Origin of the sequence: Arthrobacter sp. Bi83, from assembly GCF_918698095.1 — a bacterium.
Taxonomy (GTDB): Bacteria; Actinomycetota; Actinomycetes; order Actinomycetales; family Micrococcaceae; genus Arthrobacter.
This window is the reverse complement of record NZ_CAKKLY010000002.1, coordinates 122,580-136,969: the sequence shown is the minus strand read 5'-3', so window position 1 is coordinate 136,969 and position 14,390 is coordinate 122,580. Positions and strand designations below refer to the sequence as shown.

Sequence of the window (14,390 nt, the reverse complement as noted above, 5' to 3'; positions counted from 1 at the left end):
TGGCTTGCAGATAGTCGGCCACGCAGGACAGCACGGGGCGGTTACCACAGCGAAAGGCGGCGGAGCAGCATGGAGGTCGTGATCCTTCCGGGCAGCAGGCAAATCGCCTCCCTTGTGTCGGATGCCATTCAGGCCCTCCTGCATCGGAAGCCCGATGCAGTGCTGGGCTTGGCCACGGGATCGTCACCCCTTCCGGTGTATGACGAGTTGGCGTTGCGCCACGAGCGGGGCGTGCTGGATTTCAGCAGGGCGCACGGTTTTCTGCTGGACGAGTACGTTGGGCTGGAACCCGGCCATCCGGAGTCCTACCGTGAGGTCATCCGCCGGGACTTCACCGGACGCGTCAACATCGCCCCCGAAAACGTCCACGGCCCGGACGGAAGCGCGAAGGACCTCCCCGCGGCCTGCCAGGCCTACGAGGCCGCCATCCGGGACCGCGGCGGGGTGGACCTGCAGCTGCTGGGCATCGGGACCGACGGGCATATTGGCTTCAACGAGCCAGGCTCATCGCTCGCTTCCCGGACGCGCATCAAGACGCTCATCGAGCAGACACGCCGGGACAACGCCCGCTTCTTCCCCAGCCTCGCCGAGGTTCCCCATCACGTGGTGACCCAGGGGCTGGGGACCATCCTGGACTCGCGCCACGCGGTGCTGGTGGCCACGGGCGCGCAAAAAGCGCAGGCGGTCCATGACCTCGTGGAAGGGCCGCTGGCCGCGATCTGTCCTGCTTCTGCGCTTCAGTTGCACCCCCACGCTTCCATTCTCGTGGACGAGGCCGCGGCGTCGTCGCTGAAACTCGCCGACTACTACCGCCACTCCTACGACCACAAACCGACTTGGCAGGGCCTGTAGCGCGGGTTGCCGCCGGCCCCTGGCGGGCCCCGGCAGGCCGCCGCTGCGTCCTTCGCCGGCCGCCGGGAGCGGCTAAGATGGATGCCATGACTAGCATGACGGATCCTTTCGAAAACGACCCCATGCGTGAGCTTTCCGGAGCCGGATCGTCCACGGCCACCATCGAGCGCGAGGAACTGCGCCAGGAAGTGGAGCCCGGCGACCGTGAGCGCTTTTCGCACTACGTGCGCAAGGAAAAGATCATGGAATCCGCGCTGACCGGCGAGCCTGTCATCGCCCTGTGCGGCAAGGTCTGGACCCCGGGCCGCGATCCCCAGAAGTTCCCTGTGTGCCCGATGTGCAAAGAGGTCTACGACGGCCTGCGGCCTGAAAACGACGGCGGCAAGGGGTCCGGCGGGGACTCAGGCAACAACAAGTAGTGACGGAGACACTCTTCGGCGGCCCCACGCTGCCTCCGGCTTATCCGGAACGTGCAGCCTGGGGAACCGCCCAGAAGCTCCGTGCCTGGCAGCAGGAAGCCCTGGACCGCTATTTCAGCACGGGTCCGCGGGACTTCCTGGCCGTCGCGACGCCCGGCGCAGGCAAGACCACTTTTGCGCTCCGTGTGGCGTCCATGCTCATCGAATCCGGTGCCGTCAACCGGGTCACCATCGTTGCCCCGACTGACCACCTCAAGAGGCAGTGGGCTGACGCCGCGGCACGGGTGGGCATCGCCATCGATCCGAACTTCAAGAATTCCGACGGCCAGCACGGCCGCGGCTTCGTCGGGGTCGCTGTCACCTACGCGCAGGTTGCCAGCAAGCCCTTGCTGCACCGTGCCAAGACCGAGGCCGCCCGCACGCTGGTGATCCTGGACGAGATCCACCACGGCGGGGAGGCCCTGTCCTGGGGTGACGGCCTCCGCGAGGCATTCGACCCCGCCGTCCGGCGCCTGTCCCTGACAGGTACGCCGTTCCGCTCCGACACATCGCCCATCCCGTTCGTGGAGTACGCGGAGGACCGGGACGGCATCCGGCGTTCCAAGGCGGACTACACCTACGGCTACGGCAATGCGCTGCGTGACCACGTGGTGCGGCCCGTCATGTTCATGGCTTATTCGGGTCAGATGCGGTGGCGCACCAGTGGAGGCGAGGAGATGGCCGCCTCCCTGGGCGAGTCGGCTGTCACCAAAGACATCACATCGCAGGCCTGGCGGACTGCCCTGAACCCGGCAGGGGAGTGGATTCCCGCAGTGCTGGCCGGCGCCGACAAACGCCTCAGCGAGGTCCGCCGGTCCGTCCCGGATGCGGGCGGCCTGGTGATCGCAACGGACCACGAGGATGCCAGGGCGTACGCAGGCCAGCTCAAGAAGATCACCGGCGAATCGCCCACGGTGATCCTTTCGGATGATGCCAAGGCGTCCAGCAAGATCGAAGAATTCACGGAGGGCGACAAACGCTGGATGGTGGCCGTCCGCATGGTGTCCGAAGGCGTGGACGTTCCGCGCCTTTCCGTGGGTGTGTATGCCACGTCGACTTCCACGCCGCTGTTCTTCGCCCAGGCCGTGGGCCGTTTTGTGCGTGCCCGGAAGAGGGGCGAGACTGCCTCCGTCTTCCTGCCATCCGTGCCGCAGCTGATGGCGCTGGCCAACAGCATGGAGGCCGAACGGGACCACGCGCTGGACCGGCCGGAGAAAGAGGACGGCGACGGCCTGTTCAATCCGGAAGATTCCCTGATGGACGAGGCCAACCGCGAGGACAAAGCCTCGGACAGCCTGACCAAGGGTAAATTCGAGGCCCTGGATTCCCAAGCATCCTTCGACCGTGTGCTGTTCGACGGCGGCGAGTTCGGTACCGGCGGTGACATCGGCTCCGAAGACGAGCTGGACTTCCTCGGTATCCCGGGCCTGCTGGATGCTGAACAGGTGGGCACGCTGCTGCGCCAGCGTCAGCACGAGCAGCAGAGCAGGAAGAAACGGCAGGCCCCCTCCGCTGCTCCGGCGGCGCCGCTGGTGCCGGACCACCGGATGCTGATGGATCTCCGGAACGAGCTCGCCAAAAACGTGGCGGCGTGGTCCGCGCGGACGGGAACGCCCCATGGTGTGGTCCACACGAAGCTGAGGACGGTCTGCGGCGGCCCGCCTGTGGCGCAGGCGAATGAAGAACAGCTCCAGTCCAGGCTCAAGAAGCTTCAGGACTGGTTCGTCGGCCGCAAGTAGCCGGTAGCGCAAAGAGCCAAGAAAGCGGGGTCCGCACCAGCGGGCGCCGCCTTTCTGCTATTCGAGGTCCACGCCTCCCAGTTCCATCTCGGCGTAGGTGTCGTCCAGGTCCCCGGCAATGCCCGCCGTGAGCCGCTTGATCACGGTAACTGAATAGCCGGCCTGCACCGCGTCCAGGGATGTCGCCATGACGCAGTGGTCGGTGGCGAGCCCCACCACCACAACGTCCTCCACGTCGTGGCTCTGGAGCCAGTCGTCCAGGCCGATCGAGTCTTCCTCGGCGGCGTAGTCGGAATCTCCGGGCGACGGCATGGCACCGGGCTTCCTGTCCCCGGTGGGCACGGCGTCCTCGGGGGCGAGCAGGCCTTCAAATCCGGAGTAGGCGGCCGTGTGCAGGCCTTTGTGGAAGTAGGCCTGAATGTGTTCGGTGTCGAGATCGGGATGCAGTTCGGCGCCCTGGGAACCCGCGACACAGTGGGGTGGCCAGCTGTCCTTGAAATCCGGAGCGTCCGAGAAGTGGGCGCCTGGATCGATGTGCCAGTCCTGCGTCGCTACGACGTGGTCGAACTGCCCGTGATGCGTTTCGACGTACTCGCTGATCGCCCCCGCCACCGCGGCACCGCCCTGGACCGGCAGCGCGCCGCCCTCGCAGAAGTCGTTCTGGACGTCGACAATGATCAGTGCACGTGACATCAGTTCTCCTCATAGATGGTGGGGATGGCCGGTTCACCGCGCTGCAGGCGGTGGACGACCGCCGGCAGCTCGGCCATTGAATCGGCGTGGCGCTGACGGGCGCGAAGGACGCCTTCGTGGCCGGTCCAGCCCGGCAGCAGTTCCCCGTTCTTGATGAACTGCTGCAGGAGGGGGCGGTCGTTGCCGTCGTCAACCGGGCGGTGGCCCACTCCGACGATTTCCTGGGTGGCGGTACCGTGATCGTTGAGCTTGCGGAGGGCGTATTTGCGCCCGCCCTTGCTCGTTTTGTTCTTGGCCGCCTTGGCCACGGGAATGAACTCGCCCGTGCTGTCCGTGCGGCTGACGAGCTTGTAGACCATGCTGGCGGTGGGCGCCCCGGAACCGGTGACCAGGGACGTGCCCACGCCGTACGCGTCCACCGGCGCGGACTGGAGCGCGGCAATGGCGAACTCGTCGAGGTCGGACGTGACCATGATGCGGGTGTTCTCGTTGCCCAGTTCATCCAGCAAGAGGCGGACCCACTGCGCCTGCTCCACCAGGTCACCCGAGTCCAGCCTGACGGCGCCCAACTTGTCCCCGGCGATGTCCACCGCCGTACGGACGGCCGTTTCGACGTCGTATGTGTCCACGAGCAGCGAGGTGCCGGCGCCCAGCGAGGCCACCTGCGCCTCAAACGCCTCGCGTTCGGTGTCGTGAAGGAGGGTGAACGAATGCGCGGCGGTCCCCACGGTCTTGATGCCGTAGCGCAAACCCGCTTCAAGGTTGGAGGTGCTGTCGAACCCGGCGATGACAGCGGCGCGGGCGGCGGCAGAGGCTGATTCCTCCTGGGTCCGCCGGGAGCCCATCTCGATGCATGGTCGGTTCCCGGCAGCGGTGATCATCCTGGATGCCGCGGAGGCGATGGCGCTGTCGTGGTTCAGCACGGACAGGATGTAGGTCTCCAGGATGCAGGCTTCCGCGAACGTCGATTCGACGATCAGGATGGGGGAGTTCGGGAAGTACGCCTCGCCTTCCGCGTAGCCCCAGATGTCCCCGGTGAACCGGAAATCGGCGAGGTAGTCCAGGGTCTCCTTGTTGACCACGCCGGTGCGGCCCAGGAAGTCCAGTTCGGATTCGCCAAAGCGGAAGGCCGCGATGCCCTCCAGCAACCGGCCCGTGCCGCCCACGATCCCGTACCGCCGGCCGTCCGGGAGCCTGCGCGCGAAGGCTTCGAAGACTGATTTGCGGTGTGCGGCGCCGGAATGGAGCGCGGCCTGCAGCATAGTCAGCTCGTAGTGATCAGTGAACAGGGACGTGCGTGGCTGGTTCCAGCCGGCGTAGGTACTCACAAAATCACTCTAGTGCGCATCCCCATAGAATGGACAGATGACCCTAAGCGTTGCGCTCGGCCCTGACACCCAGGAGAGCACCCAGACCGGAACAGCGGTGTCCACCGACGCGCTGACCGCCCCGGACATCCCCTGGAACCTCGTGATCTGGAATGATCCCGTCAATCTCATGAGCTACGTCAGCTATGTTTTCCAGAGCTATTTCGGCTATTCGGAGACCAAAGCCAACAAGCTCATGATGGAGGTTCACAGGAAGGGCCGGTCCATTGTTGCCCACGGCAGCAAGGAACAGGTGGAACAGCACGCAGTCGCCATGCACGGCTACGGCCTGTGGGCAACGGTTGAGAAGGCCACCGGCGGAAACAGCGGGGGCGGCAAGAACAGCGGCCCGGGCAAGGGCAAGGGAAAACGTGGCTAAGGCTTTCAAATACGGACTTAAGGGCATCACCGGATTCCTGGAGCCGGCCGAGCGGGAACTGCTGCGCAGCCTTTTCGAGGACGTCATCTCGATGCTCCAGCCCGAAGACCGCGGCAAGCAGGACCCGCTTACCGCCATGATCGGGCTCGACATGGACGCCCGCGAACCGTCTGACCGCGCACTCCGGCGGCTCCTGCCAAACGTGATGAAGAACGACGGCGCCGCGTCCCTGGAGTTCCGCCAGCTCACCGAACGCTCCCTGCGCGAAAGCAAGATCGGCGCGCTGCGCGCCGCCGCGCTGGACCTGGACAAGGACGAACTGCTGCTGACCGACACCGACGCGAGGCACTGGTCCATGGCACTGAACGACATCCGGTTGGTGCTCGCCGAACGCCTGGACATTCAGGACGAGGCCGACGCCGACCACGTCCACCAGATGCAGGACTGGTCCCAGGCGGAGGACGTGGAAAGCTACCTTGCCCTCGTCTACAACTTCACCACGTGGCTGCAGGAGTCCCTGGTCCAGGCCATGCTGCAGTCCATGGAGCCCCGGCCCTAGCCTGCCCGTCCCGTCCGCCGGCCACGCGGGCAGGGGTGCGCCCGCGCTGCGCGGATGTGACAAATTTGACATGAGGCGGACACCACAAGTGATGGCCGCACCCACCGGGAAGACCTATCCTCGAATAATCATGACTTCAGCATCGAGCACGGATCCGGCAGCAGGAGCTGCGGCGGACTCCGCAACGACCATCGGCGCCAACCTAGGATCGCTGCCGATCGGAGTCTTTGATTCCGGCGTCGGCGGACTGACGGTGGCGCGGTCCATCATCGACCAGCTGCCCAACGAATCGATCCTTTACGTTGGGGACACCGCCCACGGGCCGTACGGTCCGCTTCCCATTGCCGAGGTGCGCGCCAACGCCCTGGGCGTCATGGACGAGCTGGTGGATTCCGGGGTCAAGCTGCTGACCATCGCCTGCAACTCGGCGTCGGCCGCCGTCCTGCGGGACGCCCGCGAACGCTATACCGCCCGCTACGGGATCCCGGTGATCGAAGTGATCCAGCCCGCCGTCCGACGCGCGGTGGCGGCCACCCGCACCGGCCGCGTCGGGGTGATCGGCACCTCCGCCACGGTAGGCTCGCGGGCCTATGAGGACACGTTCGCCGCCGCGCCGGACCTCGTGATCACCTCGGTGGCTTGCCCCGCCTTCGTCAGCTACGTGGAGGCGGGCATCACCACCGGCCCTGACCTGCTGGCCGTGGCGGGGGAGTACCTTGCGCCGCTGAAAGCTGCGGGAGTGGACACGGTGGTGCTGGGCTGCACGCACTATCCGCTGCTGACCGGAGTCATCTCCTACGTCATGGGCGAGGATGTCACCCTCGTTTCAAGTGCCGAGGAAACAGCCAAGGATGTCTACCGTGCGCTCGCGAGCCGTGGACTGGAGCGCACCGCCGCTGCCCCGCCGGAGCACAACTTCATCGCCACAGGCGACGCCCGCCAGTTCGAGGCCCTCGCCCGCAGGTTCCTCGGGCCCGAGGTGCTCAGCGTCCGGCACGTCGACCACGTCGCGGCGCAGTACCCGACCGGAAGCCTCGCCCGGATCACGCCGGAAATGATCGCGGCGGCCCAGAGCGCCGCGTCGCGTCCGCGCATCTCCAATTTCGTCGGGCAGGGTGCCGGCGGCAGCGCCCCCGCCGGAGGTCCCGCCCTGTGAAGCTCACCATCGTCGGCTGCACCGGATCTTTTCCGGGCCCCGGTTCGCCCGCGTCCTGCTACCTTTTGACCGCGAATGACGGCGAACGCACGTGGAAGGTCGTCATGGACCTTGGCAGCGGGGCGCTGGGTGCCATCCAGCGCTATACGGATCTCGAGGACATCGACGCCATCTTCCTGACGCACCTGCATCCGGACCATTGCATGGACTTGTGCGGCCTCCACGTGGCCGTGCGCTGGAAGCCCGGCGGCTGGGACCGCGGAAGGATCCCGGTGTGGGGCCCAGCCGCGACGGCCGACAGGATGGCTACGGCCTACGGCCTGGAACTGGATCCGGGCATGCACGAGGAATTCGACTTCACCAACTGGATCGAGCGCCAGTCGGTCACCGTGGGGCCTTTCACGGTGACGCCGTTCGCGGTGAACCACCCGGTTGAGGAAGCCTACGCGCTGCGCGTGGAGGTGGCAGAGACGGACAAGAGCGGGACCGCCGTGACCCGGGTGCTGACCTACTCCGGCGATACGGATTCATGCCGCGGGCTGGAAGAAGCGGCCAAGGACGCCGACCTGTTCCTGTGCGAGGCCGCCTTCGAGGAAGGCCGCGACGACGGCATCAAGGACGTCCACCTGACCGGAAAACGCGCAGGCGAGGCTGCCACGGTGGCGGGCGCCCGCCGCCTCCTGCTGACCCACATTCCGGTGTGGACGTCGCAGACGAAGGTCATGGCTGAGGCACGTCCGGTCTTTGCCGGAGACGTCGCCGTCGCGGTGGCCGGCGTGCACTACACCGTCTGACGCGGCGGCCACCTCGGCCGGGCATCGCGGTGGAGGCTGTCCGGGCGCGCCAGCCGGCGGTGGATAAATCGATAAGCTATTGGCATGACTTCCGAAGCAACCACCATCCCCGTCATCCGTGCCGACGGCCGCACCCCGGACCAGCTCCGGCCCATCAGCATCACCCGCGGCTGGTCCAAGCAGGCAGAGGGATCCGCCCTGATCGAGTTTGGCAACACCCGGGTACTGTGCACAGCCTCCCTGACCGAGGGCGTGCCGCGCTGGCTCAAGGGCGAAGGCCGTGGCTGGGTGACCGCCGAGTACGCCATGCTTCCCCGCGCCACGAACACCCGTTCCGACCGTGAGTCGGTCAAGGGCAAGATCGGCGGCCGGACCCACGAAATCTCACGCCTCATCGGCCGGTCCCTGCGCTCGATCATCGATACCAAGGCCCTCGGTGAAATCACGATCGTGCTGGACTGCGATGTCCTGCAGGCCGACGGCGGGACGCGGACTGCCGCTATCACCGGCGCCTACGTGGCACTGGCCGAAGCGATCCGCTTTGCCCGCGAAAACAAAATGATCGCACGAAATGCCCAGCCGCTGATCGACACCATCGCCGCTGTGTCGGTGGGCATCATTGACGGCGTCCCCATGCTGGACCTTCCCTACATCGAGGATGTCCGGGCCGAGACCGACATGAACGTCGTGGTGACCGGATCCGGCAAGTTCGTTGAGGTTCAGGGTACGGCCGAGGGCGCCCCGTTCGACCGTGATGAACTTAACAAGCTGCTGGACCTGGCGCTCCTGGGGACGGAGCAGCTCGCCGCCATCCAGCGCGAGACCCTGGCTGAAGCTCCGTGACTGAACCCGGCTCCGTGAGTGGACACAGTGCCGGAGAGGAAAGCAGCCCGGGGAACGGGGGAGCCCCCGGACCGGTGACGCCCCGGCTCGTGCTGGCCACCCACAACAAGGGAAAGCTGCGGGAACTGCGTGAGCTGCTGCGTGGGCAGGTTCCCGGACTCGACGTCGACACGCAGGTGGTGGACGCGTCCGCCGTCGGAGGCCCCGACGTCGCGGAGACCGGGGTGACCTTTACGGAAAACTCGCTGCTCAAGGCGCGCGCGGTGGCCGAGGCGACCGGACTCATTGCGATCGCCGACGACTCCGGACTCGCTGTCGACGTGCTGGGCGGCGCCCCCGGAATATTCTCCGCTCGCTGGGCCGGCCGGCACGGGGACGATGCCGCCAACCTTCGGCTGCTGCTGGCGCAGCTCGCGGACGTCCCGGACGCCCACCGTGGTGCTGCCTTCGTGTGCGCGGCGGCCCTCGCCGTGCCGGCGTCGGCATCCGCTGACGGAGGGCGCGAGGTGGTGGAATACGGCCAGTTGGCGGGGACCCTGCTGCGGGAGCCGCGTGGTGAAGGCGGCTTTGGTTACGACCCCGTGCTCCAGCCCCTGGGCTTCGACCGAAGCTGCGCCGAGCTGAGCCCGGACGAAAAGAACGCCATCAGCCACCGGGGGCAGGCATTCCGTGCCCTGCTGCCGGCGATCGTCAAGGCCCTGGCCGACGGGTAACCTGCCGGGCCGGCAGGCTGTTCAATCACAGAAGGCGCCCCACATGGTGGGGCGCCTTCTGTTGTGTGTGGTTGTCCGTTGAGGGAACGGCGAGCTACGGCGTCTTGCGTTCCTCTTCGGGCTCGTGCTCCTCGATGAACTCCTCCACCGGGTCCGTGCCGTACTTGGCGGCCTGTCGCTTGGCCACAATTCCGCGGAGCACCTCGATGCCGATCGGAACCACCGAGACCAGGACAATCACAACAAAAATGATGTCCAGGTTGTCGCGCACCCACGGCACTTTGTCGCCGAGAAGGTAGCCGAGGAGCGTCACGCCGCCGCCCCAGAGGGCCGCGCCGATGACGTTATAGAGGAAGAACTTGCGCTTATCCATCTGTGCCACGCCGACAATCACGGGAACAAACGTCCGGATGATCGGAACGAAGCGGGCGAGGATCAGTGCCTTGCCGCCGTGCTTTTCGAAGAAATTGTGGGCGCTTTCAACGTTTTCCCGCTTGAAGAGCCGTGAATCAGGCCGGTTGAAGAGGGCCGGGCCCGCCTTTGAGCCGATGAGGTAGCCGGCCTGGTTGCCCACGATGGCGGACACGATGATCAGCACGGCGAAGAGCCAGATGTTGAACTTGATGGTGTCCGTGGCCACGAGCAAACCGGCCGTGAACAGCATGGAATCACCCGGCAGGAAGAATCCGATCAGCAGGCCGGTTTCGGCGAAGATGATGCCGCAAACCAGGAGCACCACCCATGGCGCAAGGGCCGGGTCGGCGAGGAATACCTGGGGATTGAGCCAGTCGGGCAGGAGCGAGGAGAGGTGCGGCTGGACCGGACCGGCACCTCCCAATGTGGATACGGCAAAGTTGCTGATCGCATTAAAGTTCACCTTCCAAGGGTACTTGACAGCCCCGTGGGTCCGGCGGCGCTAAAGTGGTCCCCGTGGGTTTGGACTTTACGGCGATCGACTTCGAGACTGCCAACGGCTTCCGCGGTTCGCCGTGCGCCGTTGGCCTCAGCAAGGTCCGGGGCGGTGTCATCGTTGAGGAGGCCTCGTGGCTCATGCGGCCGCCGGAAAACCATGACGCGTTCGATTACCACAACGTGCGGATCCACGGCATCAGGCCCGAGCAGGTGGCACACCAGCCCCGCTTTGGGGAGCTCTTCCCGGAGATCGGCGCCTTCATCGGCGACGACGTCCTGGCCGCTCACAATGCCGCGTTCGATCTGGGGGTGATCCGCTCAGGTCTGGAGGTCTCGGGCCTTCCCGGTCCCGCGTACGACTATGTCTGCACCGTCATGCTGTCCCGGCGCTGCTATTCGCTCGTTTCCAATTCCCTGCCGTTCGCTGCCGAAGAGGCAGGCGTGCCCCTGGTCAACCACCACGACGCGGCCGAGGATGCCAGGGCCTGCGCCGGAATCCTCATCGATATTGCTGCGCGCAACCGGGCAAACAGCGTTGCAGAGCTTTATCTGTCACTCGGCCTGTCGATACCCCAGCAGCAGGCCTTTGATCCGACCCGGGACGCCCTCTCCAAGGCAACCCTCACGGCGCTTGCTGCCCTCAACGGAACCGCTCAGGGCCGACCCTTCCGGAGCGGCTGGCCAGACGAAGGAGAGAACCCGGCGCCGAATCCGGACGCAGAGCCCGGAAACCCGCTCTACGGCCAGACGGTGGTGTTCACCGGCCAGCTGGGCATTCCGCGGCCGGAGGCCAAGACCCGGTCCGCCGAGATGGGCGCGCGACCGGAAAGCAGGGTCACCGCCAGGACCAGCGTCCTGGTGGTCGGAGACGGCTTCGATGCCCGCGACCTTCGGTCCGGCCGGCTGACCGGAAAGGCCAAGCGGGTGCTTGAGCTGCACGACCGCGGGCAGCCGATCGAGGTCCTCTCGGAGGGCGAGTTCCTGCAGATGGTCGGCGGGGCTCCCGGCGCACATATTCATCTGGCGCAACAAAGCTTCCCCGCAGCGACCCTGTCCTCCTAGCCTTGCTGCATGAGCAGACAAGGCGACACATCTTCGTCCGCAGCTACCGCACCCGCCGGCGTGGACTGGCGCGCGGTGTTTGCTTTCCCCAACCCGGTGAACGAATACGCTGCCCGCATCACGGCCAGCTTCGTGGTGCTGCTGTCCGCGGCCACGCTCCTCACCGGCATGGGGTGGGGCCTCGCCTTCATCGCTGCGGGGTTCTGGCTCCGCGTGCTGTTCGGCCCCAGGATCTCGCCGCTGGCCCTGCTCTCGGTCAAGGTGCTCGCGCCGCGTTTAGGACGGGCCAAGCTGGTCCCGGGACCTCCCAAGCGCTTCGCGCAGGGGATCGGCGCGGCCGTATCCACTGCTGCGGCTGTACTGTTCCTCGCTGACGTGGCGCCGGCGGCCTGGGTTCTGCTTGCCGTGCTGATCGTCGCTGCGTCTTTGGAGGCCTTCGCTGGATATTGCCTTGGCTGCACGATTTTCGGCTTCCTGCAGCGTCGCGGCATGATCCCTGATGACGTCTGCGAGGCCTGCAACAACATCTCCCTCAGGCAGTTGTAACTGCCACCAACTGCTCGGCCATGCCGCGGATCACCTCTGGCCCTTCCACCGCTGCCAGCCAGTCTTCCGGCAAGCACTGCTCGCCGTAGTATGCGCCCAGGATATTGCCGGCGATAGAGCCCGTGGAATCGCTGTCCCCGCTGTGATTGATGGCAAGTGCGATGGCGGCCTTGAAGTGCTCCGCGGGCCGGTCCCGGTGTCCAGGCGCCGTGGCGAGCACCGCGTAAAGCGCGACGGCGAGCGCCTCCTCCGCCACCCAGCCCTCACCCAGTTCACGGACCAGGTCCTCGGGGCCCAGCAATGCGCCCGTTTCCGTACCGGGTCCCGAAGCAGGTCCCGAAGGAGGTCCCGAGGCAGGTCCCGCTGGCTCACCGGGACCCGTACCCGAGGCGGCTGCCCCGCTGGCCAAGCGAATCGCGGTGCTGATGCGCTCAAGGAGCTCCGGCGCAGCTTCCGCATCAGAGCGGACATGATCCGCGGCCGCCTGGGCGGCTTCCAGCAGATCCTGGCCCTGGAGCAGCGAGTGGATCAGGAGGCTGAAAACCCCGGCGCTCTGGCGTGCTGAGGGATGCCCGTGCGTGAGAGAAGCGGCGTTCGCGCTCAGTTTGTAGACCGAGTCGGCCGGGATGTGCGGGATCAGTCCGAACGGGGCTGACCGCATCACGGTGCCGCAGCCCTTCGAATCCGGGTTGACCGGACGGTACACCGTCCCCATCTCGCCTGTAGCAAGACCACTCAGGCAAGCATTGCCGGGAGCCCGGCGGTGCTGGAGCACCGGCTGCCCGTCAATCCAGCGCGGCTGCGGGCGCGGAGCCGCTTCCGGGGCGGAAACGCCCTGCGTGTTGAGCCAGCGCAGGTAGGCGAGCCACACGCAGGCGTTGGCATCGGCGCCCACACCCGAATTCGCCCATTCCAGTGCCTCGACGAGCCCGTCCACTGTGTAAAGCGTCATCTGCGTGTCGTCCGAAAAGTGACTCCCGCCGTCGAGCGCTGCGAAGTCCCGCAGGCCGTCCGCGCCAAAACGGCTGCGGATGGCTGTGATCGAATCAAATTCAATTGCGTAGCCGAGGGAATCTCCGAGTGCGCCGCCCAAAAGGCAGCCGTGGATACGGGATTTCGGGGACGGCAGGGCCGCGGTGCCGGGATTATTGCTCATGCAGGTAAATTTACCTGCCTGAACCTGTCTTTTTCCCCGTGCGCTGCGTCGCAGCCTCTCGCAATCTCGGCCCCGTCACAAGGCGCCTGTGGAGGAAGTATGCCCGTCTAATGGGCGCTAAGCTCGAATTCAGCAACCGTCCAGACTCTGTTGGCAGACTGCAGAGGCTGACCCGGCTGATGCCGGTGTCTCCGGCTCACCGAAACAAAGGATTCTCCGAACATGACCACCCCTGTGTCCGTATCCACCACCGACGCCGAGTTGCACCCCGCCGGTGACGCCGGCTACCGGCCCGGACTGGTTTCCCGGCTTGCTGCCGAAGCGTTCGGAACCCTGTTCCTCGTCATCGCCGGCCTGGGCGTGCCGCTTTTCACCATCCCGCAGTCCAGCCCGTTGCCGGCCGCGCTCGCAGCCGGCCTGGCCGTGACGGCGGCGATGCTGGCATTCGCGTACATTTCGGGGGGACACTTCAACCCTGCCATCACCCTGGGCAACCTGGTGGCCGGCAGAATCCGGATGGTCCACGCAGCCGCCTACATCGGCGCTCAGCTGGTGGGGGCAGCCCTCGGTGCGCTCACCCTCTTCGGCATCCTGCGGACTGTCCCCACCATCCAGGACACCAGGGCCGCGTTCGATACCGTCACCGCCGGATTCGGCGAGCACTCCGTCATCCAGACACCCATGGCGGGAGTCCTGCTGGCCGAAGTAGTGGGCGCAGCCCTCCTGGTCGCAGTCTTCCTCGGCACCACCGCCCGCCGCAACATCCACGCGGCGGCTGCACCGTTCGCCGTCGGCCTGTCCCTGGCCGTGCTGCTGCAGCTCGGACAGGCTGTGGGCAACGCACCATTCAACCCCGCCCGTGCCACCGCGTCTGCCCTGTTCTCCAACAGCTGGTCGTTGGGGCAGCTGTGGCTGTTCTGGGTGGCACCGCTGGTGGGCGCGGCAATCGCAGGCCTTGTATTCCGCGGCTTCTCGGACAACGCTGCCAGCAGGCGTTCGGCCGGCAACGGTACCGGCAGCCTCGTTGCCGCGGCAGGAACCGGTGACGACGACGTCGACGAGGAGGTCCTGGACAGCGATGACCTGCCCGGAACCCCGGCCGACGGCGAGGCGCGCGACTTCTTCGACGGCACTCGCGACAAGTAACCGTCCTCTTGGTAC

At 66.4% G+C, this 14,390-nt stretch carries 16 protein-coding genes; 12 read left to right on the top strand and 4 right to left on the bottom strand.

All coding sequences use genetic code 11. From position 1 onward, the window contains the following. Positions 1-69: 69 nt before the first annotated feature. The 3 genes from nagB to LQ144_RS02070 all read left to right on the top strand — a co-directional run bounded on the left by nagB (position 70) and on the right by LQ144_RS02070 (position 3,049). The gene (gene nagB / locus LQ144_RS02080) at positions 70-852 is read left to right on the top strand and encodes a glucosamine-6-phosphate deaminase (protein WP_230116894.1); all 783 of its coding nucleotides are present in this window, start codon (positions 70-72) and stop codon (positions 850-852) included. Positions 853-929: 77 nt separating this feature from the next. Continuing rightward, positions 930-1,271 carry a DUF3039 domain-containing protein gene (locus LQ144_RS02075; protein ID WP_230116893.1) on the top strand — a complete coding sequence of 114 codons (342 nt, stop codon included), beginning with the start codon at positions 930-932 and terminating at the stop codon, positions 1,269-1,271. After that, positions 1,271-3,049, top strand: a complete 1,779-nt coding sequence (locus LQ144_RS02070; protein ID WP_230116892.1) for a DEAD/DEAH box helicase — start codon at positions 1,271-1,273, stop codon at positions 3,047-3,049. The genes LQ144_RS02075 and LQ144_RS02070 overlap by 1 nt, the downstream gene beginning before the upstream one ends. 57 nt (positions 3,050-3,106) lie before the next feature. Here LQ144_RS02070 and LQ144_RS02065 read toward each other — a convergent pair whose 3' ends face one another. Together LQ144_RS02065 and LQ144_RS02060 are read right to left on the bottom strand one after the other, a co-directional pair. Next, entirely contained in the window at positions 3,107-3,742 is a 636-nt protein-coding gene (locus LQ144_RS02065) for an isochorismatase family protein (protein ID WP_230116891.1), read from the bottom strand. Continuing rightward, positions 3,742-5,070: a nicotinate phosphoribosyltransferase gene (locus LQ144_RS02060; protein WP_230116890.1), complete on the bottom strand. Its 1,329-nt coding sequence runs from the start codon at positions 5,068-5,070 to the stop codon at positions 3,742-3,744. Before LQ144_RS02060 ends, LQ144_RS02065 begins: the two co-directional genes overlap by 1 nt. A 37-nt stretch (positions 5,071-5,107) precedes the next feature. On the opposite strand from LQ144_RS02060, the gene clpS reads away from it, so the two are divergent. From clpS to rdgB, 6 genes are all read left to right on the top strand, one after another. Next, positions 5,108-5,488: an ATP-dependent Clp protease adapter ClpS gene (clpS, locus tag LQ144_RS02055; RefSeq protein ID WP_230116889.1), complete on the top strand. Its 381-nt coding sequence runs from the start codon at positions 5,108-5,110 to the stop codon at positions 5,486-5,488. Continuing rightward, positions 5,481-6,047, top strand: coding sequence for a DUF2017 domain-containing protein (locus tag LQ144_RS02050; RefSeq protein ID WP_230116888.1), 567 nt, complete (start codon positions 5,481-5,483; stop codon positions 6,045-6,047). The genes clpS and LQ144_RS02050 overlap by 8 nt, the downstream gene beginning before the upstream one ends. Before the next feature lie 91 nt (positions 6,048-6,138). Continuing rightward, positions 6,139-7,203: a glutamate racemase gene (murI, locus tag LQ144_RS02045; protein ID WP_230117048.1), complete on the top strand. Its 1,065-nt coding sequence runs from the start codon at positions 6,139-6,141 to the stop codon at positions 7,201-7,203. Beyond that, a complete protein-coding gene (locus tag LQ144_RS02040; RefSeq protein WP_230116887.1) occupies positions 7,200-7,997 on the top strand; it encodes an MBL fold metallo-hydrolase in 798 nt (265 codons plus the stop codon). The genes murI and LQ144_RS02040 overlap by 4 nt, the downstream gene beginning before the upstream one ends. Before the next feature lie 84 nt (positions 7,998-8,081). Then, complete coding sequence (gene rph, locus LQ144_RS02035; RefSeq protein WP_290369696.1) at positions 8,082-8,840, top strand: ribonuclease PH; 759 nt, start codon at positions 8,082-8,084, stop codon at positions 8,838-8,840. A gap of 74 nt (positions 8,841-8,914) precedes the next feature. Then, positions 8,915-9,553, top strand: coding sequence for an RdgB/HAM1 family non-canonical purine NTP pyrophosphatase (gene rdgB / locus LQ144_RS02030; protein ID WP_230117046.1), 639 nt, complete (start codon positions 8,915-8,917; stop codon positions 9,551-9,553). A 94-nt stretch (positions 9,554-9,647) separates the two neighbouring features. Here the strand turns inward: rdgB and LQ144_RS02025 are convergent, their stop codons facing one another. Then, positions 9,648-10,415 (bottom strand): VTT domain-containing protein, encoded by a 768-nt coding sequence (locus LQ144_RS02025; protein WP_230117045.1) that lies wholly within the window; start codon positions 10,413-10,415, stop codon positions 9,648-9,650. Between the two features lie 68 nt (positions 10,416-10,483). Between LQ144_RS02025 and LQ144_RS02020 the strand changes: the two genes are divergently transcribed. Together LQ144_RS02020 and LQ144_RS02015 are read left to right on the top strand one after the other, a co-directional pair. Then, a complete protein-coding gene (locus LQ144_RS02020; protein WP_230116886.1) occupies positions 10,484-11,527 on the top strand; it encodes an exonuclease domain-containing protein in 1,044 nt (347 codons plus the stop codon). A 9-nt stretch (positions 11,528-11,536) separates the two neighbouring features. Further along, positions 11,537-12,073, top strand: coding sequence for a DUF4395 domain-containing protein (locus tag LQ144_RS02015; RefSeq protein WP_230116885.1), 537 nt, complete (start codon positions 11,537-11,539; stop codon positions 12,071-12,073). Here the strand turns inward: LQ144_RS02015 and LQ144_RS02010 are convergent. Then, positions 12,060-13,229: an ADP-ribosylglycohydrolase family protein gene (locus LQ144_RS02010; RefSeq protein WP_230116884.1), complete on the bottom strand. Its 1,170-nt coding sequence runs from the start codon at positions 13,227-13,229 to the stop codon at positions 12,060-12,062. The two genes, LQ144_RS02015 and LQ144_RS02010, sit on opposite strands and share 14 nt — an antisense overlap. A gap of 222 nt (positions 13,230-13,451) precedes the next feature. On the opposite strand from LQ144_RS02010, the gene LQ144_RS02005 reads away from it, so the two are divergent. Then, the gene (locus LQ144_RS02005) at positions 13,452-14,375 is read left to right on the top strand and encodes an aquaporin (RefSeq protein WP_230116883.1); all 924 of its coding nucleotides are present in this window, start codon (positions 13,452-13,454) and stop codon (positions 14,373-14,375) included. Positions 14,376-14,390 lie beyond the last annotated feature (15 nt).

What these genes read in the sequence shown, in the direction of transcription:
- LQ144_RS02075 (WP_230116893.1), top strand. Translation starts at nt 930, where the DNA reads ATGGATGCCATGACTAGCATGACGGATCCTTTCGAAAACGACCCCATG.
- LQ144_RS02065 (WP_230116891.1), bottom strand. Translation starts at nt 3,742, where the DNA reads ATGTCACGTGCACTGATCATTGTCGACGTCCAGAACGACTTCTGCGAG.
- LQ144_RS02015 (WP_230116885.1), top strand. Translation starts at nt 11,537, where the DNA reads ATGAGCAGACAAGGCGACACATCTTCGTCCGCAGCTACCGCACCCGCC.
- LQ144_RS02005 (WP_230116883.1), top strand. Translation starts at nt 13,452, where the DNA reads ATGACCACCCCTGTGTCCGTATCCACCACCGACGCCGAGTTGCACCCC.
- LQ144_RS02010 (WP_230116884.1), bottom strand. Translation starts at nt 13,229, where the DNA reads ATGAGCAATAATCCCGGCACCGCGGCCCTGCCGTCCCCGAAATCCCGT.
- nagB (WP_230116894.1), top strand. Translation starts at nt 70, where the DNA reads ATGGAGGTCGTGATCCTTCCGGGCAGCAGGCAAATCGCCTCCCTTGTG.
- clpS (WP_230116889.1), top strand. Translation starts at nt 5,108, where the DNA reads ATGACCCTAAGCGTTGCGCTCGGCCCTGACACCCAGGAGAGCACCCAG.
- murI (WP_230117048.1), top strand. Translation starts at nt 6,139, where the DNA reads ATGGCCGCACCCACCGGGAAGACCTATCCTCGAATAATCATGACTTCA.
- rph (WP_290369696.1), top strand. Translation starts at nt 8,082, where the DNA reads ATGACTTCCGAAGCAACCACCATCCCCGTCATCCGTGCCGACGGCCGC.